Origin of the sequence: Streptomyces sp. NPDC041068 (assembly GCF_040647455.1) — a bacterium.
GTDB lineage: Bacteria > Actinomycetota > Actinomycetes > Streptomycetales > Streptomycetaceae > Streptomyces.
Window position 1 is genome coordinate 41,065 of the sequence record NZ_JBEZCG010000027.1, and the last position, 20,971, is coordinate 62,035.

Annotated in this window: 20 protein-coding genes and 1 riboswitch; of the genes, 14 read left to right on the forward strand and 6 right to left on the reverse strand. The window is 73.0% G+C overall.

What is annotated here, in order from left to right:
- The 7 genes from AB0B50_RS40920 to AB0B50_RS40950 all read left to right on the forward strand — a co-directional run bounded on the left by AB0B50_RS40920 (window position 1) and on the right by AB0B50_RS40950 (window position 5,822).
- Window positions 1-1,230, forward strand: a complete 1,230-nt coding sequence (locus AB0B50_RS40920) for an MFS transporter (protein ID WP_362341920.1) — start codon at window positions 1-3, stop codon at window positions 1,228-1,230.
- Entirely contained in the window at window positions 1,223-1,963 is a 741-nt protein-coding gene (locus AB0B50_RS40925; RefSeq protein ID WP_362341923.1) for a TSUP family transporter, read from the forward strand. Before AB0B50_RS40920 ends, AB0B50_RS40925 begins: the two co-directional genes overlap by 8 nt.
- Before the next feature lie 99 nt (window positions 1,964-2,062).
- Window positions 2,063-2,935 carry an NAD(P)-dependent oxidoreductase gene (locus AB0B50_RS40930; RefSeq protein WP_362341926.1) on the forward strand — a complete coding sequence of 291 codons (873 nt, stop codon included), beginning with the start codon at window positions 2,063-2,065 and terminating at the stop codon, window positions 2,933-2,935.
- Window positions 2,932-4,245 (forward strand): ATP-grasp domain-containing protein, encoded by a 1,314-nt coding sequence (locus AB0B50_RS40935; protein WP_362341929.1) that lies wholly within the window; start codon window positions 2,932-2,934, stop codon window positions 4,243-4,245. Before AB0B50_RS40930 ends, AB0B50_RS40935 begins: the two co-directional genes overlap by 4 nt.
- Window positions 4,242-4,766 (forward strand): flavin reductase family protein, encoded by a 525-nt coding sequence (locus tag AB0B50_RS40940; protein WP_362341931.1) that lies wholly within the window; start codon window positions 4,242-4,244, stop codon window positions 4,764-4,766. The genes AB0B50_RS40935 and AB0B50_RS40940 overlap by 4 nt, the downstream gene beginning before the upstream one ends.
- A 51-nt stretch (window positions 4,767-4,817) precedes the next feature.
- A complete protein-coding gene (locus tag AB0B50_RS40945; RefSeq protein WP_362341933.1) occupies window positions 4,818-5,393 on the forward strand; it encodes a pyridoxamine 5'-phosphate oxidase family protein in 576 nt (191 codons plus the stop codon).
- 231 nt (window positions 5,394-5,624) lie between these two features.
- Complete coding sequence (locus AB0B50_RS40950; RefSeq protein ID WP_362341936.1) at window positions 5,625-5,822, forward strand: hypothetical protein; 198 nt, start codon at window positions 5,625-5,627, stop codon at window positions 5,820-5,822.
- Between the two features lie 104 nt (window positions 5,823-5,926).
- Here AB0B50_RS40950 and AB0B50_RS40955 read toward each other — a convergent pair whose 3' ends face one another.
- Entirely contained in the window at window positions 5,927-6,127 is a 201-nt protein-coding gene (locus tag AB0B50_RS40955) for a hypothetical protein (RefSeq protein ID WP_362341939.1), read from the reverse strand.
- A gap of 292 nt (window positions 6,128-6,419) precedes the next feature.
- Between AB0B50_RS40955 and AB0B50_RS40960 the strand changes: the two genes are divergently transcribed.
- Window positions 6,420-6,617, forward strand: a complete 198-nt coding sequence (locus AB0B50_RS40960; protein ID WP_362341942.1) for a hypothetical protein — start codon at window positions 6,420-6,422, stop codon at window positions 6,615-6,617.
- Here the strand turns inward: AB0B50_RS40960 and AB0B50_RS40965 are convergent.
- Entirely contained in the window at window positions 6,605-7,210 is a 606-nt protein-coding gene (locus tag AB0B50_RS40965) for a histidine phosphatase family protein (protein ID WP_362341945.1), read from the reverse strand. The two genes, AB0B50_RS40960 and AB0B50_RS40965, sit on opposite strands and share 13 nt — an antisense overlap.
- A gap of 23 nt (window positions 7,211-7,233) precedes the next feature.
- The gene (gene cobN / locus AB0B50_RS40970) at window positions 7,234-10,863 is read right to left on the reverse strand and encodes a cobaltochelatase subunit CobN (protein ID WP_362341947.1); all 3,630 of its coding nucleotides are present in this window, start codon (window positions 10,861-10,863) and stop codon (window positions 7,234-7,236) included.
- A gap of 33 nt (window positions 10,864-10,896) precedes the next feature.
- A riboswitch (cobalamin riboswitch) is annotated at window positions 10,897-11,035 on the reverse strand.
- 105 nt (window positions 11,036-11,140) lie between these two features.
- On the opposite strand from cobN, the gene AB0B50_RS40975 reads away from it, so the two are divergent.
- From AB0B50_RS40975 to AB0B50_RS40985, 3 genes are read left to right on the forward strand one after another with little or no spacing between them, the layout of a single operon-like run.
- Entirely contained in the window at window positions 11,141-12,430 is a 1,290-nt protein-coding gene (locus tag AB0B50_RS40975) for a cobalamin biosynthesis protein CobG (RefSeq protein WP_362342042.1), read from the forward strand.
- The gene (locus tag AB0B50_RS40980; protein ID WP_362341950.1) at window positions 12,427-13,068 is read left to right on the forward strand and encodes a precorrin-8X methylmutase; all 642 of its coding nucleotides are present in this window, start codon (window positions 12,427-12,429) and stop codon (window positions 13,066-13,068) included. Before AB0B50_RS40975 ends, AB0B50_RS40980 begins: the two co-directional genes overlap by 4 nt.
- Window positions 13,065-14,603: a precorrin-2 C(20)-methyltransferase gene (locus tag AB0B50_RS40985; protein ID WP_362341953.1), complete on the forward strand. Its 1,539-nt coding sequence runs from the start codon at window positions 13,065-13,067 to the stop codon at window positions 14,601-14,603. The genes AB0B50_RS40980 and AB0B50_RS40985 overlap by 4 nt, the downstream gene beginning before the upstream one ends.
- A 133-nt stretch (window positions 14,604-14,736) precedes the next feature.
- Here the strand turns inward: AB0B50_RS40985 and AB0B50_RS40990 are convergent, their stop codons facing one another.
- Window positions 14,737-15,483, reverse strand: coding sequence for a cobalt-precorrin-6A reductase (locus AB0B50_RS40990; protein ID WP_362341954.1), 747 nt, complete (start codon window positions 15,481-15,483; stop codon window positions 14,737-14,739).
- Window positions 15,484-15,500: 17 nt separating this feature from the next.
- On the opposite strand from AB0B50_RS40990, the gene AB0B50_RS40995 reads away from it, so the two are divergent.
- Complete coding sequence (locus AB0B50_RS40995; protein ID WP_362341957.1) at window positions 15,501-16,628, forward strand: cobalt-precorrin-5B (C(1))-methyltransferase; 1,128 nt, start codon at window positions 15,501-15,503, stop codon at window positions 16,626-16,628.
- A 66-nt stretch (window positions 16,629-16,694) separates the two neighbouring features.
- On the opposite strand, the gene cobM is transcribed toward AB0B50_RS40995, so the two are convergent.
- Window positions 16,695-17,444, reverse strand: a complete 750-nt coding sequence (cobM, locus tag AB0B50_RS41000; protein ID WP_362341960.1) for a precorrin-4 C(11)-methyltransferase — start codon at window positions 17,442-17,444, stop codon at window positions 16,695-16,697.
- A 6-nt stretch (window positions 17,445-17,450) separates the two neighbouring features.
- Window positions 17,451-18,704, reverse strand: a complete 1,254-nt coding sequence (cbiE, locus tag AB0B50_RS41005; protein WP_362341963.1) for a precorrin-6y C5,15-methyltransferase (decarboxylating) subunit CbiE — start codon at window positions 18,702-18,704, stop codon at window positions 17,451-17,453.
- A 210-nt stretch (window positions 18,705-18,914) separates the two neighbouring features.
- Here cbiE and fes point away from each other — a divergent pair, with 210 nt between their 5' ends.
- Together fes and AB0B50_RS41015 are read left to right on the forward strand one after the other, a co-directional pair.
- On the forward strand, window positions 18,915-20,351 hold the full coding sequence (fes, locus tag AB0B50_RS41010) for an enterochelin esterase (protein WP_362341965.1): 1,437 nt from the start codon (window positions 18,915-18,917) through the stop codon (window positions 20,349-20,351).
- 141 nt (window positions 20,352-20,492) lie between these two features.
- Window positions 20,493-20,885 carry a cell division protein SepF gene (locus AB0B50_RS41015; protein ID WP_362341968.1) on the forward strand — a complete coding sequence of 131 codons (393 nt, stop codon included), beginning with the start codon at window positions 20,493-20,495 and terminating at the stop codon, window positions 20,883-20,885.
- Window positions 20,886-20,971: the final 86 nt, after the last annotated feature.

A 20,971-nucleotide genomic window follows, 5' to 3' on the forward strand; every position in this document is an offset into this window, starting at 1 on the left:
GTGACGCTCACCGCGGGCGGCCGCAGGCTCGCCGCCGCAGCCCTCGTCCAGTCGCTCGGCATCGGCCTGTTCATGGCGAGCTCCATGGCCTACTTCACCCGGCAGGTGGACCTCTCCGCGAACCAGGTGGCCTCCGGGCTCGCCGTCGCCGGTGTCGTGGCCCTGGGGATCTCCCTGCTCGGCGGGGCCCTCGCCGACCGGTACGGGGCGAGACGCGTGCTCGCCGCCGTGTACCTGGGGCGGGGGGTGTGCTGCGCGGCGTACGTCTTCGTCACGGACTTCTGGCAGTTCATGGTGGTGACGCTGTGCGCGGTGGCGTGCGACAGAGCGGGGCCACCGGTGCTCCAGGCGCTCGTCGCCGTGGCCGTGCCGGAACGCCAGGAGCGCACGAGGCTGCTCGCGGTGGTCAACGTCGTACGCAACTGCGGCCTCGGGGTCGGCGCGATCGCGGCGGGCGCCGCGCTCGTCGGCGACACCCAGGCCGCCTACCGGGTCACGCTGCTCGCCATCGGGCTCGCCTTCCTGGGCGGCGCGGTGCTCGTGCTGCGGGTGCCCGAAACGGCCGCGCCCGCGGCCGATGCCGCTCCGGAGGCGGCCGGTGAACAGCCGGTCAGGAGCCGGGTGTTGCCCGACGCGCGCTATCTGACGCTGACCGGGCTCAACTTCCTGCTGTTCTTCTTCGACACGATGCTGCTCGTCGCGATGCCCGTGTGGATCCTGGATCACACGGGCGCCCCACGGGCCACCGTGTCCGTCCTGTTCGCGCTGAACACCGTGCTCGTCGTGGTGCTGCAGGTGCCGGTCAGCAAGCTGGCGACGAGCCAGCGGCGCACCACGCGGATGCTGACGTGGACGGGCTCCGTGCTCGCGGTGAGCAGTCTGTGCTTCGCCGAGTCCGGCTCCGTCGGGGGCGGGCCCGCGGTGGCGTGGCTGGCCGCCGCCGTGGTGACGCTCTCCCTGGCCGAGGTGATCGCCAACTCCGCGGTGTGGGACCTGTCCATCGCCCTGGCCCCCGAGGAGCAGCGCGGACGCTATCTGTCCGTCTTCAATCTGAGCGTGGCGGGACAGCGGGTCCTCGGGCCCTTGTTGGTCACCGGGCTGCTGCTCGGCTCGGGGACGCTCGGCTGGGTGGTGGCCGCCGCGGTGCTCGCGGTGGCGGGCGTCGCGGCCGAGCGGGTCGCCCGCGCGGCCGGGGAGCGGATGCGTGCGGGGGTGCCCGTCGATGCCTGAACTGTCCGTCTGGGCCTTCGCGTCCCTCGCGGTGTTCCTCGGCGCACTGGTCCAGGGCAGCCTCGGAGTGGGCCTCGCCCTGGTGTCGGCGCCGGTGGTGCAGATCGCCGCGCCGGACCTCATGCCGGGGTCGCTGCTGCTCGTCGCCGCCGTCCTGGCCGCGCTCGGGGCGGTCAGGGAGATCTCCCACACCGACTGGTACGGCGTCTCCTGGGCGATGGCCGGGCGGGTCGTGGGCACGGCGGCGGCCTCGTCCGTGGTCCTGGTGGTCTCGGTGCCGACGCTCGACCTGCTCTCGGCGGGCATCACCCTGGGCGTCGTGTCCCTCCTCGCCTTCGACCCGGCCCGGCTGCCCAAGAACCGGGGCACCCTGATCGCCTCCGGCGCCGTGGCGGGCCTGACCGGGACGACGTCGTCCATCGGCGGGCCGTTCATCGCGCTCGTCTACCACCAGGAGTCCGGACCCACGGTCCGCGGCACTCTCAACGTCTTCTACACGGCGGGGACGCTGCTCTCGCTCGGCTCCCTCACCGTCGTCGGCCGTCTTTCGGGCGAGCAACTGGCCTTCGGGGCCCTGCTGTTGCCCGCCGTGGTGGTCGGCTTCGCGCTGTCGGGCCCTGTCCGGCGGCATGTGGACGGCAGCGGCCGGATGCGCGGCGCGGTGCTCGCCCTCGCGGTCGTCGCGGCGCTGGTCCTGATCGTCCGGGGGCTGGTCGCCATCTTCGCGGGATGAGAGCGGCGGCACGCCGTGCCGTGCCGTGTCGTGCCGCGGCACGAGCACTGAGACCTGAGCACCGAGACCTGAGCACACGTACGAAGAAAGGAACGGATCATGCGGGTGGGATTTGCGGGACTGGGGTCCATGGGCGGCGGGATGTGCCGTCGGCTCGCGGAGCGCGGGTTCGACGTCATCGCGTACGACACCGACGCGGGCGTCGCCGCGGCGGCCGGTGAGCACCCGGGCGTGCGCGCGGCGGAGTCCGTCGCGGACCTGGCCGCGCCGGTGGTGGTCACCATGCTGCCCGACGGCGCCGCGGTCCGGCAGGTGGCCGACGAGCTGCTTCCGCATCTCGCCGCGGGCTCCCTGATCGTCGACACGGGCTCCTCGGCGCCCGAGGACACGCTGGACCTCGGCCGCGCCGCCGCCGTGCACCAGGTGGCCGTGGTGGACGCGCCGGTCTCCGGCTCCCCGGCAGCCGCGCGCGCGGGCGAGCTGACGCTGATGGCCGCGGGCGAACCCGGCGACGTGGAGCGGGCGGAGCAGGTGCTCGGCGCGCTCGGCCGGGTGTACCGGGTGGGCCCCGCGGGCGCGGGCCACGCGCTGAAGGCGCTCAACAACCTGCTCTCCGCGGTCAATTTGGCGGCGGTCGCCGAAGTCATGCTCGCGGGGCGGGCGTTCGGCCTCGAACCCGCGGCGATGCTGGAAGTGATCAACGCCTCCACCGGCCGCAACCACGCCTCGCAGACCAAGCTCCCCGACCACATCCTGCCCGGCACCTTCGACTCGGGCTTCGCGCTGCGCCTGATGCTCAAGGACATCCGCATCGGCACCTCGCTGCTCGACTCCGCGGGCGGCCCCGCCGCCTTCGGGCACGCCTGCCAAGATCTGTGGGAGAAGGCGCACGAAGAACTGCCGGCCGGCGCCGACAACGTCGAGGTCGTGCGCTGGCTGGAGAAGGCATCGGGACGGGAGCTGCGCGCATGACGCACGAGAACGAGAACACGAGTACAAACACGAACGGGACCGCACCGCGGATCGCGGTCATCGGCGGCCAGGTCGCCACCCTGAAGAAGGCGCGGCAGGCCGGCTTCGACATCGTCTGGGTGTACGGCCCGCACGAACTGGACACGGCGGGCCTTGAGTTGGTCGCCGAGGCCCACCTCACGGACTACCGCGACCCGCAGGCCGTCGCGGACCTCCTCGCGGCCGTGCACCGGCACCGCCCGCTGGCCCGGGTCATCTCGATGATCGAGGACGGCCTGGAGTCGGCGGCGGCCGCGACGACGGCGCTCGGCCTGCCGGGCACCGGCCTCGACACCGTCCGCGTGCTGCAGGACAAGCTGGCCTTCCGGGAGTTGCTCGCCGAGCGAGGCATCGAGGGGGTCGCCGCGCGCCTCGGGCACGACGAGGCCGACATCCGCGCCTTCGTCGCCGAATTCGGCCCCGCGGTGATCAAGCCCAGGTACGGCTCGGGCAGCCTGGGCGTGCGCCTGGTGGAAGGCCCCGACGCGGTCCCCGAAGTCGCTGCCTGGGCGGCGGAGTTCGGGCTGCACACGTTCATCATGGAGCAGTACCTGCGGGGCCCCGAGTTCAGCGTGGAGGCCTTCAGCTTCGCGGGCGAGCACGTGGTCGTCGCGTACACGGCCAAGGAGAAGCTGGACTCGTTCGTCGAGGTCGGGCACATCCAGCCCGCGGCCATCGACGCGGACACCACGGCCCGCATCGAGTCGCTCGTCACCAGGATGCTGGACGCCGTGGGCGTCAAGGACGGCCCCTCGCACTCCGAGGTCATCGTCACCGCCGAAGGGCCCCGCCTGGTGGAGTCCCACAACCGGCGCGGCGGCGACCGGATCGCCGACCTGGTCACCGAGGTGTACGGCACCGACATCGACGCGCTGGCCTTCCTCTGGTACGCGGATCGCACCGCGCCCATCACACCGGGACCGGCACGGGGCGGGGGCGCCATCCGCTTCCTGACCGCCGAGCCCGGCATCGTCGAGTCCGTCACCGGAGCCGACGAGGTGCGCGCCGATCCGCGGGTGGTGACCCTCCAGCTCTCCGCCGCGCCCGGTGGCACGGTGGCTCCCATCGCCTGGTCGTACGACCGCTCGGGACTGCTCATGGTCCGCGGCGATTCGGCCGACGAGGCGCGCGCCCTGGCCCACGAACTGGCCGACCGGATCAGCATCAAGACCCGGCCCGACACGGCTTCGGGCGCACCGCGCTCCATCGCCGCCGTGGCCCCCCGGCCCGAACGGCTGCTCGGCACCACGCCCACCGGGACGTCGTCGTGACCACCGCGGTGCCCACGGTCGCCGCCGCCGAGCTGCGCACCGCGCTGCGGGGGCACGCCTCCGGGGTCGCGGTGCTCACGGCGGCCACGCCCTCGGGGCCCGCCGGGGTGACGATCACGTCGTTCACCTCGGTGAGCGCCGAACCGGCCCTTGTCTCCTTCGCGCTCGCCGAGACGTCGTCGACCTGGGCCAGGGTCAAGGACTGCGAGAGGTTCGGGATCCAACTGCTCGGCGCGGGCCAGCGCGAGGTGGCCGAGCGGTTCGCGGCCACGGGCGTCGACCGGTTCGCGCCGCCCACCCGCTGGCACACGGGACCGCACGGGGTGCCGCTGCTCGACGACTGCGCCGCGTGGCTGGTCGGCACGCGCCACCATCAACTGACGCTGGGCGACCACGAGTTGATCGTCTGCGCCGTGGAGCACGTACGGGTCGGCTCCCCGGGCGGCGGCCTGGTCCATCTGCACGGGAGCCTGCATGCCGCTCCGGGGAGTCCGGAGAGCTTAGGCAGCCGAGAGAGGTGAGTGATTTCGCAGAGCCGCAAGAGTCGAGAGAGTTCTGAGAGGTAATCCCCTATGGGCAAGCTCTACGAAGGGCTGACCCCCGCGCTGCGTGACTTCATCGCCCAGGCGCCCCTGTACTTCACGGCCACCGCGCCGCTGTCCGCGGACGGCCACGTCAATGTCTCGCCCAAGGGCGGCATGGACACGTTCGTCATCCTCGACGACACGACGGTGGCCTACCTGGACCTCATAGGTTCCGGGGCCGAGACCATCGCGCACGTCCGCGAGAGCGGCCGCATCACCCTGATGTTCTGCTCGTTCACCCGCCGCCCCAAGACCCTGCGGCTGTACGGCACCGCCCGCTGCGTCTTCCCCGACGCCCCCGAGTGGGACACCCTGATCGGCCACTTCGGAAAGCACCCGATCCCGCGCTCCATCATCGTCGTCTCGCTCACCCGCATCACCGACTCCTGCGGATTCACCGTGCCGGAGATGGACCTGGTCCGCGAGCGTGACCTCCAGGACCAGTGGGGCATGCGCAAGTCCGACGAGGAGTTGGAGGAGTACATGCGGAAGAAGAACTCCACCAGCATCGACGGCCTGTCGGCCCGCCCGCACCGGGAGACATCGGGTTCGGAACGCCTGTGATGGTGGTCTTCTGACAGCGTGCCGACGGCGAGGGACTTGGAGAAGGATCGTCTGTCCGGCTGCTCCTGTTCGCGGAGAAGAACTTGAGCGTGAAGTGCTGAGGCGGATCGTTACGGCGTTCACGTACGGGTGATGTGGGGCTTATCGGCGGACCGCGGTGGGGAGCCACCGGGCGGCTCGTGTCGTGTATCGAGTCGCAAACGAAGTCCGTTGACGCAAAGGAGAGTTCATATGCGCCGCGCCGTCGCCGTCGCCCTGGGGGCCGTCTCGCTGGTGGGGGTTCTCGCCGGGACCGCCAGTGCCGTGCCGGATCCCGTCACCACCGTCGACTGCCTGACGCAGTCGGCCGGTGATGTCACCACCCTCGTCGATCCCGCGAGCCCCGGGGTGCCGGCGGAGGTTCCGGGGGCTTCCTGCCTCGCTCCGTGAGGTGAGGTAGTGAGGTAGCGGGGTGCTGCCGTGAAGCGCGCGTGCGCGAACCCCGGGGCAGGGGTCCGCGCACGTGGCCGGTCAGCCGTGGGGAGCCGGGGGCGTCAGTCCCACCTGTAGCCGTCCCCGAAGTTGAGGGTGTGCTCCAGCACGTCCTCCAGCGGGTCGTCGATCTGGCCGGTGTTGATCAGCGCGACCTTGGGTGCGTTGTGCGCGTTCGTGTGGGTCTCGTCGGCGTGCGCCGTGCCGGAGCACAGGACAGCGGGTGCGGTTGCCATCGCTGCGACCAGCGCCCAACGGGACATTGCCTGTACCCAACTGCCGTTCACTGCAGCCTCCTTGGACCGTGCGGGTACGGGTCGCCGACCGCGGCCCGTCTCGCCGTGTGTAACCCCGGCGCGATCAGGAAGTCACTGACGATCATACGAAAGGGTCGTCGGATGCGCGGGATTGTCCAGGAGGGGTTAGCCTCGCTGCCCTCTCGGTTCCTTGCCGAACCCCCAGACTCCGAACCCCCAGACTCCGAACCCCAGACCCCGAACCCCAGACCCCGAATTCCTTCGGCCTTTCGGCCTTTCCAAGAAGACAGGTAGTCGCATGCGCTCTCGTCGCGTTCTGGTCGCCTCCGCCGCCCTGCTCGGCGCCCTCGCCCTGTCCCTGGCGGTGACCGCCGTGCCCGCCGCCGCTGCCGTGGCCAACCCCGCGCCGTTGCCCGTCACCGAGTCCCTGATCACCGAAGGCGTCACCATCGAAGGGCCGCTGGTCAACAACTTGGCGCTGCCTCAGGTCGTCTGAGCCGGGTCCTTCGGCAGGTGCCGCGCGTCGTTCTGGAAGACGAGGGTGGGAGGTCGGCCCGGGGCGTAGCGGATGAGGGTCAGCGCGGTGTTGCCGTGGTTCAGGCCGATCCAGCGCCACGGCGGGGCGTCCAGCGCGTCCCTGACCAGCCAGGCGACCAGGAAGTTGTGGGTGACGACCAGTTCGTGGCGCGGCTCGTCGCCCGGCACCGGACCCGTGAAGCGCGCCATGGCCTCACGGACCAGTGCGGGGCCGCCCTCGCGCTCCGCCGCCGGGAACTCCGCCAGGCGCCGCAGCGTGGACTCGGCGATCTCCTGCGGGAGTTCGGCCGCCTGCGGCAGGTACGGGACGTAGTCCCCGGCGGGTTCCGAGCGGTGCAGGGGGACGCCGTCGAGCTGCTCGCCGACCAGCCGCGCGGTCTGCTCGGCACGGGGGAGCGGCCCGTGGTGGACCGCCGCCAGCGGTACGCCGCGCAGCCGCTCGCCGAGGAGCACGGCCTGACGGCGGCCGGTCTCCGTCAGCCCGCTCTCGTCGGCGGTGGCCTCACCGTGCCGGGCGAGGTAGAGGTACCGGGTGGCGGTTCCGGTCGTCATGGCAGAGCGTCCCCCTTCCCGGCTCAGCCCTCGTCCTCCAGGTCGCCTTCCGTCTCCAGGTACGCCTGGCGCAGCGCTTCGAGCACCGCCGGGTCCGGCTTCGCCCACATGCCGCGCGACTCCGCCTCCAGGAGGCGCTCCGCGATGCCGTGCAGGGCCCAGGGGTTGGCCTCCTGGAGGAACTCGCGGTTGGTCGGGTCCAGGACGTACGTCTCCGTGAGCTTGTCGTACATCCAGTCGGCGACGACGCCCGTCGTGGCGTCGTACCCGAACAAGTAGTCCACGGTGGCGGCGAGTTCGAAGGCGCCCTTGTAGCCGTGGCGACGCATCGCCTCGATCCACTTGGGGTTGACGACGCGGGCCCGGAAGACGCGTGAGGTCTCCTCGACCAGCGTGCGGGTGCGGACCGTCTCGGGGCGCGTCGAGTCACCGATGTACGCCTCCGGGGCCGTGCCCCGCAGCGCGCGCACGGTGGCCACCATGCCGCCGTGGTACTGGAAGTAGTCGTCCGAGTCCGCGATGTCGTGCTCGCGGGTGTCCGTGTTCTTCGCCGCCACCGCGATGCGCTTGTACGCGGTCTCCATCTCCTCGCGCGCCGAACGCCCGTCCAGGCCGCGGCCGTACGCGTACCCGCCCCACACCGTGTAGACCTCGGCGAGGTCCGCGTCGGTGCGCCAGTCGCGGGAGTCGATGAGCTGGAGCAGGCCCGCGCCGTACGTCCCGGGGCGGGAGCCGAAGATGCGGGTGGTGGCCCGGCGCTCGTCCCCGTGCTCGGCCAGGTCGGCCTGGGTGTGGGCGCGTACGTAGTTGTGGTCCGCGGGCTCGTCCAGCGAGGCGGCGAGCCGCACCGCGTCGTCGAGCAGGCCGATCGTGTGCGGGAACGCGTCACGGAAGAAGCCCGAGATGCGCAGCGTCACGTCGATGCGAGGGCGGCCCAACTCCTCGTACGGGATGGCCTCCAGGCCGGTGACGCGGCGTGACGCGTCGTCCCAGACGGGGCGGACGCCGAGCAGGGCCATGGCCTCCGCGACGTCGTCGCCCGCGGTGCGCATCGCGCTGGTGCCCCACAGGGAGAGGCCCACGGAGGTGGGGTACTCGCCGTTGTCGGACTTGTACCGCTCGATCAGGGAGTCGGCCAGGGCCTGGCCCGTCTCCCACGCGAGGCGGGAAGGGACGGCCTTCGGGTCGACCGAGTAGAAGTTGCGGCCGGTCGGCAGGACGTTGACCAGGCCGCGCAGCGGGGAGCCGCTGGGTCCCGCCGGGACGAAGCCGCCGTTCAGGGCGTGTACGGCGTGGTCGAGCTCGGCGGTGGTGGCCGCGAGGCGCGGCACGACCTCGCGGGCGGCGAACTCCAGGACGGCGGCGACCTGTTCGCTCTGGTCGGCGGCCACGGAAGCGATCGCGGCGGGGTCCCACCCTGCGTCGTCCATCGCCTGGACCAGGGCGCGGGCCTTGTCCTCGGCCTCGTCCGCGCTGGTGCGCGTGGCCGCCGACTCGTCCAGGCCGAGCGCCTCCCGCAGACCCGGCAGCGCCGTCGTGCCGCCCCAGATCTGGCGGGCCCGCAGGATCGCGAGGACGAGGTTGACGCGGTCGGTGTCCTTCGGGGCCTGGCCGAGGACGTGCAGGCCGTCGCGGATCTGGGCGTCCTTGATCTCGCAGAGCCAGCCGTCGACGTGCAGCAGGAAGTCGTCGAAGCCGTCGTCGTCCGGGCGGTCCTCCAGGCCCAGGTCGTGGTCGAGCTTCGCGGCCTGGATGAGCGTCCAGATCTGCGCGCGGATCGCCGGCAGCTTCGCCGGGTCCATGGAGCTGATCTGGGCGTACTCGTCGAGGAGTTGCTCGAGGCGCGCGATGTCGCCGTAGGAGTCGGCGCGCGCCATCGGCGGCACCAGGTGGTCGATGAGCGTGGCGTGCACGCGGCGCTTGGCCTGCGTGCCCTCGCCCGGGTCGTTGACCAGGAAGGGGTAGATCAGCGGCAGGTCGCCGAGCGCGGCGTCGGGGCCGCAGGCCGCCGAGAGGCCCGCGTTCTTGCCCGGCAGCCACTCCAGGTTGCCGTGCTTGCCGAGGTGGATCATCGCGTCGGCGCCGAAACCGCCGTCCGACGCGGACGCCGCGATCCAGCGGTAGGCCGCCAAGTAGTGGTGCGAGGGCGGCAGATCGGGGTCGTGGTAGATCGCGATCGGGTTCTCGCCGAAGCCGCGCGGCGGCTGGATGATGATCAGGAGGTTTCCGCGGCGCAGGGCGGCGAGCACGATGTCGCCCTCCGGGTCGCCGCCCTGGCCCACCCGGGACCGGTCGAGGAACATCTCGCCGGGCGGCGGGCCCCAGTGCTGCTCGACGGACTCGCGCAGCTCCTCGGGCAGCGTCGCGTACCAGCGCTTGTAGTCGGCGGCGGGGATGCGCACCGGGTTGGCGGCGAGCTGCTCCTCGGTCAGCCAGTCCTGGTCGTGGCCGCCCGCGTCGATCAGCGCGCGGATCAGCTCGTCGCCGTCGCCGGAGACGAGACCGGGGATCTCTTCCGCGGCTCCGAAGTCGTAGCCCTCGCCGATGAGCCTGCGAAGGAGCGCCACGGCGGACGCGGGGGTGTCCAGGCCCACCGCGTTGCCGATGCGGGAGTGCTTGGTCGGGTACGCGGACAGGACGAGCGCGAGGCGCTTGTCGGCGGCCGGGATGTGCTTGAGGCGCGCGTGGCGTACGGCGATTCCGGCGACCCGGGCCGCGCGCTCGGCGTCGGCGACGTACGCGGGGAGGCCGTCCTCGTCGATCTCCTTGAAGGAGAAGGGGACGGTGATGAGGCGTCCGTCGAACTCCGGCACGGCGATCTGGCTCGCGGCGTCGAGCGGCGATACGCCCTCGTCGTTCTCCTCCCAGGCCGAGCGCGACCCGGTCAGGCAGAGCGCCTGCAGGATCGGCACGTCCAGGGCGGTCAGCGCGCCCGCGTCCCAGGACTCGTCGTCACCGCCCGCGGAGGCCTCGGCGGGCTTGGTGCCGCCGGCCGCCAGGACCGTGGTCACGATGGCGTCGGCGGCGCGCAGCTCCTCGATCAGCTCGGGCTCGGGGGCGCGCAGCGAGGCCACGTACAGCGGCAGGGGCCGTGCGCCCGCGTCCTCGATGGCGCCGCACAGGGCGTCCACGAACGCGGTGTTGCCGCTCATGTGGTGGGCGCGGTAGTAGAGCACGGCCACGGTCGGGCTGTCCGTGCCTTCGGTGCCGTCGGCGCGGGCGGCGCGCTCCAGGGGGCCCCAGGACGGGGCGGCCGCGGGCGGCTCGAAGCCGTGGCCGGTGAGCAGCACCGTGTCGGAGAGGAAGCGGGCCAGCTGCTCCAGGTTCGCGGGGCCGCCGTGCGCGAGGTAGGCGTGCGCCTCTGCGGCGATGCCGACGGGCACGGTGGAGGAGGCCATCAGCTGGGCGTCGGGCGCCTGTTCACCGGTGAGCACGACGACCGGGAGGCCGCTGGCGGTGAGCTGGTCGAGGCCGTCCTGCCAGGCTCGGACACCGCCGAGGAGGCGTACGACGACGAGGTCGACGCCGTCGAGCAGCGCGGGCAGCCCGTCGAGGTCCAGGCGGGAGGGGTTGGCGAACCGGTAGTCGACCGGGCCTCCCGCCGCGCGGGCGCTGAGCAGGTCGGTGTCGGAGGTCGACAGCAGCAGAAGCATGCGGGCGCAGGCCTTCCTCGGGGTGTCCGCGCCCCGGGTGGTCGTATGGACGGCAGGAGTTCCTGGCTCACCCCACGTCGGTGGGGCTCACAGTGGCGGGACCGCGCCGGATTCGCACCGGGCTTCCTCCTTCGGGTCCTGGTGGACCCACGCCGTCGCTGGCGTCGACGGACCTGGCGGTCCGCCGCCTGCATAGTAAGTCCTGCCCACGGTCGGCGGTGCGGCCACCTGCCAGGACGGCCCGTCTCGGGAGGCGTCCCGCCGGATCGGCGTGGGTATGCTCGCCGCCATGCCGCCCACCCGAGCAACATCCCCAAAACAGGGCGAACCCCCCATACGTGACCGGGGCGACGCCTGCCCCGGAGCCCTTCGCCTGCACCGCGCCGACGACGGCCGCCTCGCCCGACTCCGCCTGCCCGGCGGCCTTTTGACGTCCCGTCAGGCCGAGGTGCTGGCCACCGCCGCGGAGCGTCTGGCGGACGGCAACCTCAGCATCACCTCGCGCGGCAACATCGAGCTGCGCGGCCTCGGCGAGACCTGCGGCGGCGAACTCTCCGCGCTGCTCTCACAAGCGGGCCTGCTCCCCTCCGAACGGCACGAACGCATCCGCAACGTGGTGGCGTCACCGCTGGCGGGAATCGACCGACTCGGCCACGGTGACGTGCAGTTGTGGGCCCGTGAGCTGGACGGACTCCTGTGCTCCGAGGGGTGGACCGCGGAGCTCTCAGGGCGCTTCCTGTTCGCCCTGGACGACGGGCGCGGGGACGTCGTCGGGCTCGGCGGCGATGTGACCTTGATCGCAGAATCGGGCGGGACGGCGATCGTCCGCGTCGGCGGCCTGGCGTTCCGGGTCGCCGGAGCCGACGCCCCCCGCGCCGCACTCACCGCCGCGAGGGCCTTCCTCGCCGCCGCGACCGCCGCGGGCAACGGCGCCTGGCGGGTGTGGGAGCTGCCCCGCGAGCGGCGCGTGGACCTCGCCGGAGCACTGGAGCGCGCGGGCATCGACGCCGTGCGCGCCGAGCCGTGGTCCGTCGCCCGCAGTGCCCCGCAGGCACCCGGGGTGGTCGGCGACGCCGTCGTCGTCAACGCCCCCCTCGGCCGCGTCACCGCCGCCCAGTGGCGAGCCCTCCTGCCGCTGCCCGCCGACGAACTGCGCGTCACGCCCTGGCGCGGCTTCGTCGTCCCCGGCTTCGCCGACGAGGCCGCGGCCCGCGAGCGCCTCGCCGTACTCGCCGACGCAGGGCACATCACCGACGCCGAATCGCCCTGGCTGGGCGTCGGCGCCTGCACCGGACGCCCCGGCTGCGCCAAGTCCCTCTCCGACGTACGCGCCGACGCCGTCCCCGGCCTCGGCGGTCTGCCCGTCCACTGGTCCGGCTGCGAACGGCGCTGCGGGCACCCGTGGGGCGACTGGGTCGACGTCCTCGCCACCGGCGACGGGCAGTACGAGGTGACGGTGCGCATCGTCGGCGAGGACCGCGCGCCCATGACGGGCGGCACCCTGACCGAGACGGTCACCACGGCACGTATCCCCACGAAACCAACGGCAACAACGGCCACGAGATGAGCGAGAGCACAGTGTTCGACTACGAGAAGGACGGCGCGGCCATCTACCGCGAGTCCTTTGCCACCATCCGCGCGGAGGCGGACCTCGGGGGCCTGCCCGCCGACGTCAGTCAGGTCGCGGTGCGGATGATCCACGCCTGCGGGATGGTCGACCTCGTGCGCGACCTCGCCTACAGCCCGCGCGTGATCGCCGACGCCCGCAAGGCGCTGCGCGACGGCGCGCCGATCCTGTGCGACGCGAACATGGTCGCGAGCGGCGTCACGCGTAAGCGGCTGCCCGCCGACAACGACGTGATCTGCACGCTCGCCGACCCGTCCGTGCCCGACCTCGCGCAGCGCATGGGCACCACCCGCAGCGCCGCCGCCCTGGAACTGTGGCGCGACCGCCTCGAAGGCTCGGTCGTCGCCATCGGCAACGCGCCCACCGCGCTCTTCCGCCTCCTGGAGATGATCGAGGAGGGCGCGCCGCGTCCGGCCGCGGTCCTCGGCATACCGGTCGGCTTCGTCGGCGCCGCCGAGTCCAAGGACGCGCTCGCCGAGCACTCCTCCGGTCTGGAGTACCTGGTCGTACGGGGACGTCGGGGCGGCAGCGCGATGGCCGCGGCGGCGATCAACGCGATTGCGAGCGAAGCGGAATGAGCGGCGTGCACACCGAGCAGAGCCCGCAGGGCCGGCTCTACGGCGTCGGGCTCGGCCCCGGCGACCCGTCCCTGATGACCGTGCGCGCCGTGGAGACCATCGCCGCCGCCGACGTGGTCGCGTACCACTCCGCCCGGCACGGCCGCTCCATCGCCCGCTCGATCGCGGCCGCGCACATCCGCGCCGACCACATCGAGGAGCCGCTGGTCTACCCCGTCACCACGGAGAGCACCGACCACCCCGGCGGCTACCGGGGCGCTCTCGACGACTTCTACGAGGAGGCCGCGGCGCGCCTGGCCGTCCACCTCGACGCGGGCCGCACGGTCGCCGTCCTCGCCGAGGGCGACCCGCTCTTCTACGGCTCCTACCAGCACATGCACAAACGGCTCGCGCACCGCTACCCGACCGAGGTGATCCCCGGGGTGACCTCGGTGAGCGCGGCGGCGGCCCGGCTCGGCGAGCCCCTGGTGGAGGCCGAGGAGGTGCTCACGATCCTGCCGGGCACGCTCCCCGAGGAGGAACTGGCCGCACGCCTCGCGGCCACGGACTCGGCGGTCGTCATGAAGCTCGGCCGCACCTTCGGCAAGGTGCGCGGCGCCCTGGAGCGCGCGGGCCGCCTCGACGAGGCCCGGTACGTGGAGCGCGCCACCATGCAGGGCGAGCGCACCGGTCAACTGGCCGACGTGGACCCGGAGTCGGTGCCGTACTTCTCCGTGGCGGTGCTGCCGAGCCGGGTGGCGCCGCTGACGGGCGGTCCCGCGCCCGAGCCTTCGGCGGACCCGGAGCGCGGTGAGGTCGTCGTGGTCGGCACCGGTCCCGCGGGCCCGCTCTGGCTGACCCCCGAGACGCGCGGCGCCCTCGCCGAGGCCGACGACCTGGTCGGCTACACCACGTACGTCGACCGCGTGCCGCACCGCCCCGGACAGCAGCGGCACGGCTCCGACAACCGCGTCGAGTCCGAACGCGCCGAGTTCGCCCTGGAGTTGGCGAAGCGGGGCCGTCGCGTCGCCGTCGTCTCCGGCGGTGACCCGGGCGTCTTCGCGATGGCCACGGCCGTCCTGGAGGTCGCCTCGCAGGAGGAGTACGCGGATGTTCCGGTGCGGGTGCTGCCGGGGGTGACGGCCGCGAACGCCGCCGCCGCCCGCGCGGGCGCGCCCCTCGGCCACGACTACGTGACCCTCTCTCTTTCCGACCGTCTCAAGCCGTGGGAGGTCATCGCGGAGCGGCTGGCCGCGGCGGCCGCGGCGGACCTGGTCATCGCCATCTACAACCCCGGCTCGCGCAGCCGCACGTGGCAGGTGGGCAAGGCGAGGGAGCTTCTGCTGGAGCACCGGGCACCGGATACGCCGGTGGTGCTCGGGCGTGACGTCGGAGGACCTGAGGAGAGCGTGCGAGTGGTGCGGCTCGGTGACCTCGACCCTGCCGAGGTCGACATGCGGACGTTGCTGATCGTCGGGTCCTCGCAGACCCGGTGGGTACGGAGGCGCGGGGGCGCGGAGCAGGTTGTGTGGACTCCTCGGCGGTATCCGGACTAGGGGTTCTGCGGGCGCGTGTCGGCTGTGGGTGTGTGGGGGCTGGTCGCGCAGTTCCCCGCGCCCCTTACGGGGCGGATCCGTGCCCCTGTAAGGGGCGCGAGGAACTGCGCGACCAGCCACATACAACCCGCGCCTAACCACACAGCAGGCGCACCCAGGCAACCGCTTCCCCCGGCGTGGCGACGCCGACAACCCCCTCCGGCCCGGCGGGCCTTCGCACCACCACGACAGGAATCCCCGCCTCGCGCGCGGCGACAAGCTTCGGTGCGGTGGCCGAACCCCCACTGTCCTTGGTCACCACGACGTCGATCCGATGCCGCCGCAGCAGTTCCCGTTCCCCGTCGAGGGCGAAAGGCCCTCGGTCGAGCAGTACCTCCATGCGCGCGGGACACGGCGGCTCGGGCGCGTCGACCGAACGTACGAGGAACCAGAGATCAGCCAGTTCAGGCCCGGAGAACGTGGCGAGCCCCATCCGCCCGGTGGTGAGAAACACGCGCCGCCCCAGCTCAGGAAGCACCTGTGCTGCCTGATCCAGCGAACCGACCTCGTGCCAGTCATCGCCCTGTCCCGCCACCCAGCCGGGCCTGCGCAGCGCGAGCAGGGGAACATGGGCGAGCGCGGCGGCCTTCGCCGCGTTGAACGAGATCGTCCCAGCGAAAGGATGGGTGGCGTCGATGAGCGCGTCCACGCGGTGCTCCCGCAGCCACGCCGCCAGCCCCTCGGCCCCGCCGAAGCCGCCGACGCGCACCTCGCCGGGCGGCAGCCGGGGCGCCGCGACCCGACCCGCCAGGGAACTGGTCACCCGGACCCCCGTCTCGTCCGCGAGGAGCTCCGCCAGAAGGCGGCCCTCGGTCGTTCCCCCCAGAATCAGTACGTGCACGGAGTTCGGTTTCCTTCATGAGTGAGGCAGCTAAGGCCAAGGGTGGGCGCAGCGCCCAACTCAAGCACACCGGTCTGCGGCCCGGATGGACGACCGGTTCCTGTGCGACCGCCGCCACCACGGCCGCGTACACGGCGCTGCTGACCGGTGACTTCCCCGACCCGGTGACCATCACGCTGCCCAAGGGCCAGACGCCGGCGTTCGCGCTCGCCGCCGAGGAGCTCACCGCTTCGTACGCGATGGCGGGCGTCGTCAAGGACGCGGGCGACGACCCGGACGTCACGCACGGCGCGCTGGTCAGGGCCACGGTGCGGCGGCTGCCGCCGGGCTCGGGCGTCGTCTTCAAGGCGGGCGCCGGTGTGGGCACGATCACGCGCCCCGGCCTTCCCCTGGACGTCGGTGAGCCCGCGATCAACCCCGTGCCGCGGCAGATGATGCGGGACCACGTGACCCTGGTGGCCGAGCGCGCGGGCGTCGCGCCTGACGTCGAGATCACGATCTCCGTCGACCACGGCGAGGAGATCGCCCGCTCCACCTGGAACCCGCGCCTCGGCATCCTCGGCGGCCTGTCGATCCTCGGGACGACCGGCATCGTCGTGCCCTACTCCTGCTCGGCGTGGATCGACTCGATCCGGCGCGGCGTGGACGTGGCGCGGGCGGCCGGGCGCACGCATGTCGCCGGGTGCACGGGCTCGACCTCGGAGAAGACGGTCGTCGCCGAGTACGACCTGCCCGAGGACGCCCTGCTCGACATGGGCGACTTCGCGGGCGCGGTCCTCAAGTACGTACGCCGTCACCCCGTCGACCGCCTCACCATCTGCGGCGGCTTCGCCAAACTGTCGAAGCTGGCGGCGGGCCATCTGGACCTGCACTCGGCCCGCTCCCAGGTGGACAAGGGTTTCCTTGCGGAACTGGCCCGAGCGGGCGGCGCGGACGAATCCCTGACGACCCAGGTGGCGTCCGCGAACACGGGCCTGGAGGCCCTGCGCCTGTGCGAGGCGGCGGGCGTCCCGCTGGGTGACCTGGTGGCGATGAGGGCGAGGGACGAGGCGCTCGGTGTGCTGCGAGGGGCGCCCGTCGCAGTGGACGTCATCTGCATCGACAGAGCGGGAACGGTGGTGGGCCGAAGCGATTCCCCTGCGTGAGGAGAGCCCCTGCAAGGGGCGCGGGGAACTGCGCGATCGGCCCCATACGACCCGCACCCGAAAGACTCAGCAAACGTGCCGATCCCGCTCCGCCGAGTACAGATGACTGTCACGGAACTGCTCAGCGCCAAGAGTCCTGCCCACCAGGATGACCGCAGTCCGCACAATCCCCGCCGCCTTCACCTGCCCCGCGATGTCCTCCAGCGTCCCCCGAAGAACCACCTCATCGGGCCGACTGGCAAGCGCGACAACGGCAGCCGGGCACTCGGCCCCGTAGTGAGGCAGCAACTCCTCGACGACCCGGTCCACATACCCCGCAGCCAGATGCAGCACAAGCAACGCCCCACTGCGCCCCAGCGTTGCCAGGTCCTCGCCCTCGGGCATCGCGGTGGCCCGCTGGGCGACCCGGGTGAGAATGACCGTCTGCCCCACGGTAGGCACCGTCAGCTCCCGCTTCAGCGCGGCGGCGGCCGCGGCGAACGCGGGGACACCCGGCACCACTTCGTACGGAACGCCCGCCGCGTCGAGCCGCCGCATCTGCTCGGCCACGGCGCTGAACACGGACGGGTCCCCGGAGTGCAGCCGCGCCACGTCGAGGCCCTGCTCGTGCGCGCGCACCAACTCGGCGGTGATCTCATCGAGGTTGAGCTGCGCGGTGTCCACGAGCCGTGCCCCGTCCGGGCATTCGGCGAGCAGTTCGCGCGGCACCAGGCTGCCCGCGTACAGGCAGACCCGGCAGGCGGCGAGCGTGCGCGCGCCACGCACCGTGATCAGGTCGGCCGCGCCGGGCCCCGCGCCGATGAAGTACACGGTCATGTGCTGTCAACTCCTGCTTTCCTGCGGTGACTTGGTGACGGACCACTGGGTGACCGGCATGGCCTGCCGCCAGCCGGTGAAGCCGCCCACGGGGACGGCCTGCGCGACCGCGAGCCGGACCAGCTCGCCGCCGTGGCGCCGGTACCAGTCGGTGAGCAGCGCCTCGGACTCCAGCGTCACGGTGTTGGCGACGAGGCGTCCGCCGACGGGCAGGGCCTCCCAGCAGGCGTCGAGGAGGCCGGGTGCGGTGAGGCCGCCGCCGATGAACACGGCGTCCGGCGCGGGGAGTTCGGCGAGCGCGACCGGCGCCGCGCCGGTGACGACCCGCAGCCCCGGCACGCCGAGCCGCTCGGCGTTGCGGGTGATCCGCTCGGCCCGCACGGGGTTCTTCTCGACGGTGACGGCACGGCACGCGGGGTGCGCCCGCATCCACTCCACGGCGATCGACCCGGAGCCGCCGCCCACGTCCCACAGCAGCTCGCCGGGCTCGGGCGCGAGGGCGGCGAGCGTGGCGGCGCGGACGTACCGCTTGGTGAGCTGCCCGTCGCTCTCGTACGCGGCGTCGGGCAGCCCCGGCACGGCGCCGAGCCGCAGGGCGTCGGGGGAGCGGCGGCACTCGACCGCGACGACGTTCAGTGGATCGGCGGGCGCGTGCGACCAGGCGTCGGCGACATCCTCGTACGACGACTCGTGCGGGGAGCCCAGCTGTTCCAGTACGCGCAGCCGGCTCGGCCCGAAGCCGCGGTCGCGCAGCAGGGCGGCGACCTCGCCGGGCGTGGCCGCGTTCGCGCTGAGGACGAGGAGGCGGCGGCCTTCGTGCAGCGCGGCGGCGAGCCGGGCGGCGGGGCGGCCGACGAGCGTGACGACCTCGGTGTCCTCGACGGGCCAGCCCAGGCGCGCGCACGCGAGGGAGACGGACGACGGGTGCGGGAGGACGTGGAGCGCGGCGGCGCCGAGCTCCTCGCTCAGGGCGCGCCCGATGCCGTAGAACATGGGGTCGCCGCTGGCGAGGACGGCGATCCGGCGCCCCGCGTGGGCGGCGAGCAGGCCGGGTACGGCGGGCCGCAGCGGGGAGGGCCAGGCGACCCGCTCGCCCGCGCAGGCGTCGGCGGGCAGCAGGTCCAGCTGGCGCGGGCCGCCGATGAGCACATCGGCTCCGGTGAGCGCCGCGCGCGAGGCGGCGGGGAGCCCGTCCCAGCCGTCGGCCCCGATCCCGACGACGGTGACGGCCGGTATGCCTGCGGGGGGTGCGGGGGTCACTGCTGGTACCTGACCTCGGGATTCGGGAAGGGGTGCGCAGCCGCACTCTACTGGTGAGCGGGCCGGGACCCTCAGCGAGGAGGGAGGGCCGACGAAGAGATGGTTAGCTTAGGCTAAGCTAAGTTGATATTGGCGTGCAGGGTCCGCGGTGACCTCCACCGCCGCTCCCGGCGCGCCAGAAATCCCGAGGGACTGGAAGGGGCGGCAACCATGCGCACCGGACCGAACGCCACGGGGCGCGTGGGACCACGCTCCGCACGGGCCGCCGTACGGCCTCGCGCGCGGGGCGGCGCGGGGCGCGAGCCCGCCCCCGCCCCTCGGCCGGCGGCTCCCGCCGCCCCGGCCGTGCCCCGTGCCTCCAGCCCCGCCGTCCGCGCCCTCGCCTCCCGCGTGGCCGAGACTCCCGAGGCTCAACTCCCCGCCCTCCTCGACGAGTTCTGGCGCGACGTCGAGCGGCGCGGCGGCACCCCGCTGATCGAGGCGGTCGACGGCGACCCCGCGTCCCGGGCCGTCACCTTCCTGTGGCGCGGGCACCGGGCGACCCGGCAGGTCCTGCTGCTCGTCAACGGCCTCGCCGACCGCGTCCTTCCCCAAGCTCTCAACTCCGTTCGAGCAGGGGAGACCCCATCCGCCGACGCCCTCCTCGCCCCGCTGCCCGGCACGGACGTCTGGCACCTCACCTACCGGCTCGGCTCCGACCACCGCGCCTCGTACCGCATCGCCGCCGACCTCTCGCCCGGCGACGTGCCGACCTCCCCCGAGACCCAGCGGCTCCGGCTGCGCGCCCTGTCGCCGTACGCGACCCGCGATCCCCTCAACACCCGCAACATGGAGGCCTGTTGGGGCCTTCCGGACGCCTCTGTCCTCGCCCTGCCCGACGCGCCCGCGCAGCCCTGGGTCGAGCGGCGCGACGACATCCCGCGCGGCCGCGTCGAGCGGCACCGCCTGCCCGCGGGCGCGCTCGGCGAGGAGCGGAACGTGTGGGCGTACCTGCCCCCGGGTGGCCCGCGCCCCGACAGCCCCGTGGTCGTCCTGTGTGACGGCGACGTGTGGTTCGGCCCGCTCGCGTTCCAGGACACCCTGGACGCCCTCGTCGCCGACGGAGCCGTGCCCCCGCCGGTCGTCCTTGCCCCCGACGCGGTCGACCTCGACATCCGCTGGCGGGACCTCACCTGCCGCGACGAGTTCGTCGGGTTCCTCGCCGACGAACTCCTGCCCTGGGCGGCCGGGCGCTGGCCGCTGACCGCCGACCCCGCCCGCACCGTCGTCGCGGGCCAGAGCCTCGGTGGCCTGACCGCCCTGTACGCGGCCCTGCTCAGGCCCGAGCGGTTCGGCGCCGTTCTCGCCCAGTCCGTCTCGCTGTGGTGGCGTCCCGGACTGCCGCCCGGCGTACCGGAGTTGGTGTCCGACGGCACGACACCCTGGCTCGCCGAACGCTTCACCGACGGGACGCCGCGCCCCGCGCTCCGCGTCCACCTCGACGTCGGACGCCACGAGGGCGTGATGGTCGACCACAGCCGTCTCATGCACGAGACCTTGGCCACGCACGGCCACGCGGTGACCCGCACCGAGTACAACGGCGGTCACGACTACGCCTGCTGGCGCGGGGGCCTCGCGGACGGCCTGGTGAACCTGGCAGCCCGCTGATTTCCGGCCGAAGTGAGGTGAATACCCCTTAATCGGCCGGTCGTGAGGTCGGCTTCCGTGTCGCTGTTGGGCTGAACGGGTGACTTGGCGTAAGAATTGCCCGGTGCAGAAAACAAGGACGAGCCAGGACGGGGTGGGTCAGTGAGTAGCAGTCAGCGCCACGACGTCACCGATGAACAGTGGGAAGGGCTCGCCCAGGTCGTACCGCTGCGCAGCCGCAACGAATGGCCTTCCTGGCCCGGGCACCGCGCGCTGCCCGACGCGGAGACGGAGACGCGCCGCCGCTTCGTGGTGATGCGGGTCAACGTCTTCGCGGACGCCCGCGAGGTCGCCGAGACCGTCATGGCGCAGATCCCGGTGCTGCTCGACCTGACCGGCGCCGAGACCGAAGTCGCCAAGCGCGTCCTGGACTTCAGCAGCGGTGTGGTCCTCGGCCTCAACTGCGGCATGCACCGGGTCGACAAGAACGTCTTCCTCCTCGCGCCCCCCGGCACGGAGGTCCAGGGCCTGGTGGAGGCGGTCGCGCAGCCGTAGCCTCTCGGCGGCCCGCGCGGGCGTGCTTCGCGGGGAATCGCTCGATCGTAGGAAGGCCGGTTCGGCGGAACGGTTCGCCGCAACCG

What these genes read in the sequence shown, in the direction of transcription:
- AB0B50_RS40985 (WP_362341953.1), top strand. Translation starts at nt 13,065, where the DNA reads ATGAGCGGCGTGCACACCGAGCAGAGCCCGCAGGGCCGGCTCTACGGC.
- AB0B50_RS40945 (WP_362341933.1), top strand. Translation starts at nt 4,818, where the DNA reads ATGGGCAAGCTCTACGAAGGGCTGACCCCCGCGCTGCGTGACTTCATC.
- AB0B50_RS40950 (WP_362341936.1), top strand. Translation starts at nt 5,625, where the DNA reads ATGCGCCGCGCCGTCGCCGTCGCCCTGGGGGCCGTCTCGCTGGTGGGG.
- cobM (WP_362341960.1), bottom strand. Translation starts at nt 17,444, where the DNA reads ATGACCGTGTACTTCATCGGCGCGGGGCCCGGCGCGGCCGACCTGATC.
- AB0B50_RS40930 (WP_362341926.1), top strand. Translation starts at nt 2,063, where the DNA reads ATGCGGGTGGGATTTGCGGGACTGGGGTCCATGGGCGGCGGGATGTGC.
- cobN (WP_362341947.1), bottom strand. Translation starts at nt 10,863, where the DNA reads ATGCTTCTGCTGCTGTCGACCTCCGACACCGACCTGCTCAGCGCCCGC.
- AB0B50_RS40975 (WP_362342042.1), top strand. Translation starts at nt 11,141, where the DNA reads ATGCTCGCCGCCATGCCGCCCACCCGAGCAACATCCCCAAAACAGGGC.
- AB0B50_RS40955 (WP_362341939.1), bottom strand. Translation starts at nt 6,127, where the DNA reads ATGTCCCGTTGGGCGCTGGTCGCAGCGATGGCAACCGCACCCGCTGTC.
- AB0B50_RS40925 (WP_362341923.1), top strand. Translation starts at nt 1,223, where the DNA reads ATGCCTGAACTGTCCGTCTGGGCCTTCGCGTCCCTCGCGGTGTTCCTC.
- fes (WP_362341965.1), top strand. Translation starts at nt 18,915, where the DNA reads ATGCGCACCGGACCGAACGCCACGGGGCGCGTGGGACCACGCTCCGCA.
- AB0B50_RS40965 (WP_362341945.1), bottom strand. Translation starts at nt 7,210, where the DNA reads ATGACGACCGGAACCGCCACCCGGTACCTCTACCTCGCCCGGCACGGT.
- AB0B50_RS40960 (WP_362341942.1), top strand. Translation starts at nt 6,420, where the DNA reads ATGCGCTCTCGTCGCGTTCTGGTCGCCTCCGCCGCCCTGCTCGGCGCC.
- AB0B50_RS40980 (WP_362341950.1), top strand. Translation starts at nt 12,427, where the DNA reads ATGAGCGAGAGCACAGTGTTCGACTACGAGAAGGACGGCGCGGCCATC.
- AB0B50_RS40935 (WP_362341929.1), top strand. Translation starts at nt 2,932, where the DNA reads ATGACGCACGAGAACGAGAACACGAGTACAAACACGAACGGGACCGCA.
- AB0B50_RS40995 (WP_362341957.1), top strand. Translation starts at nt 15,501, where the DNA reads ATGAGTGAGGCAGCTAAGGCCAAGGGTGGGCGCAGCGCCCAACTCAAG.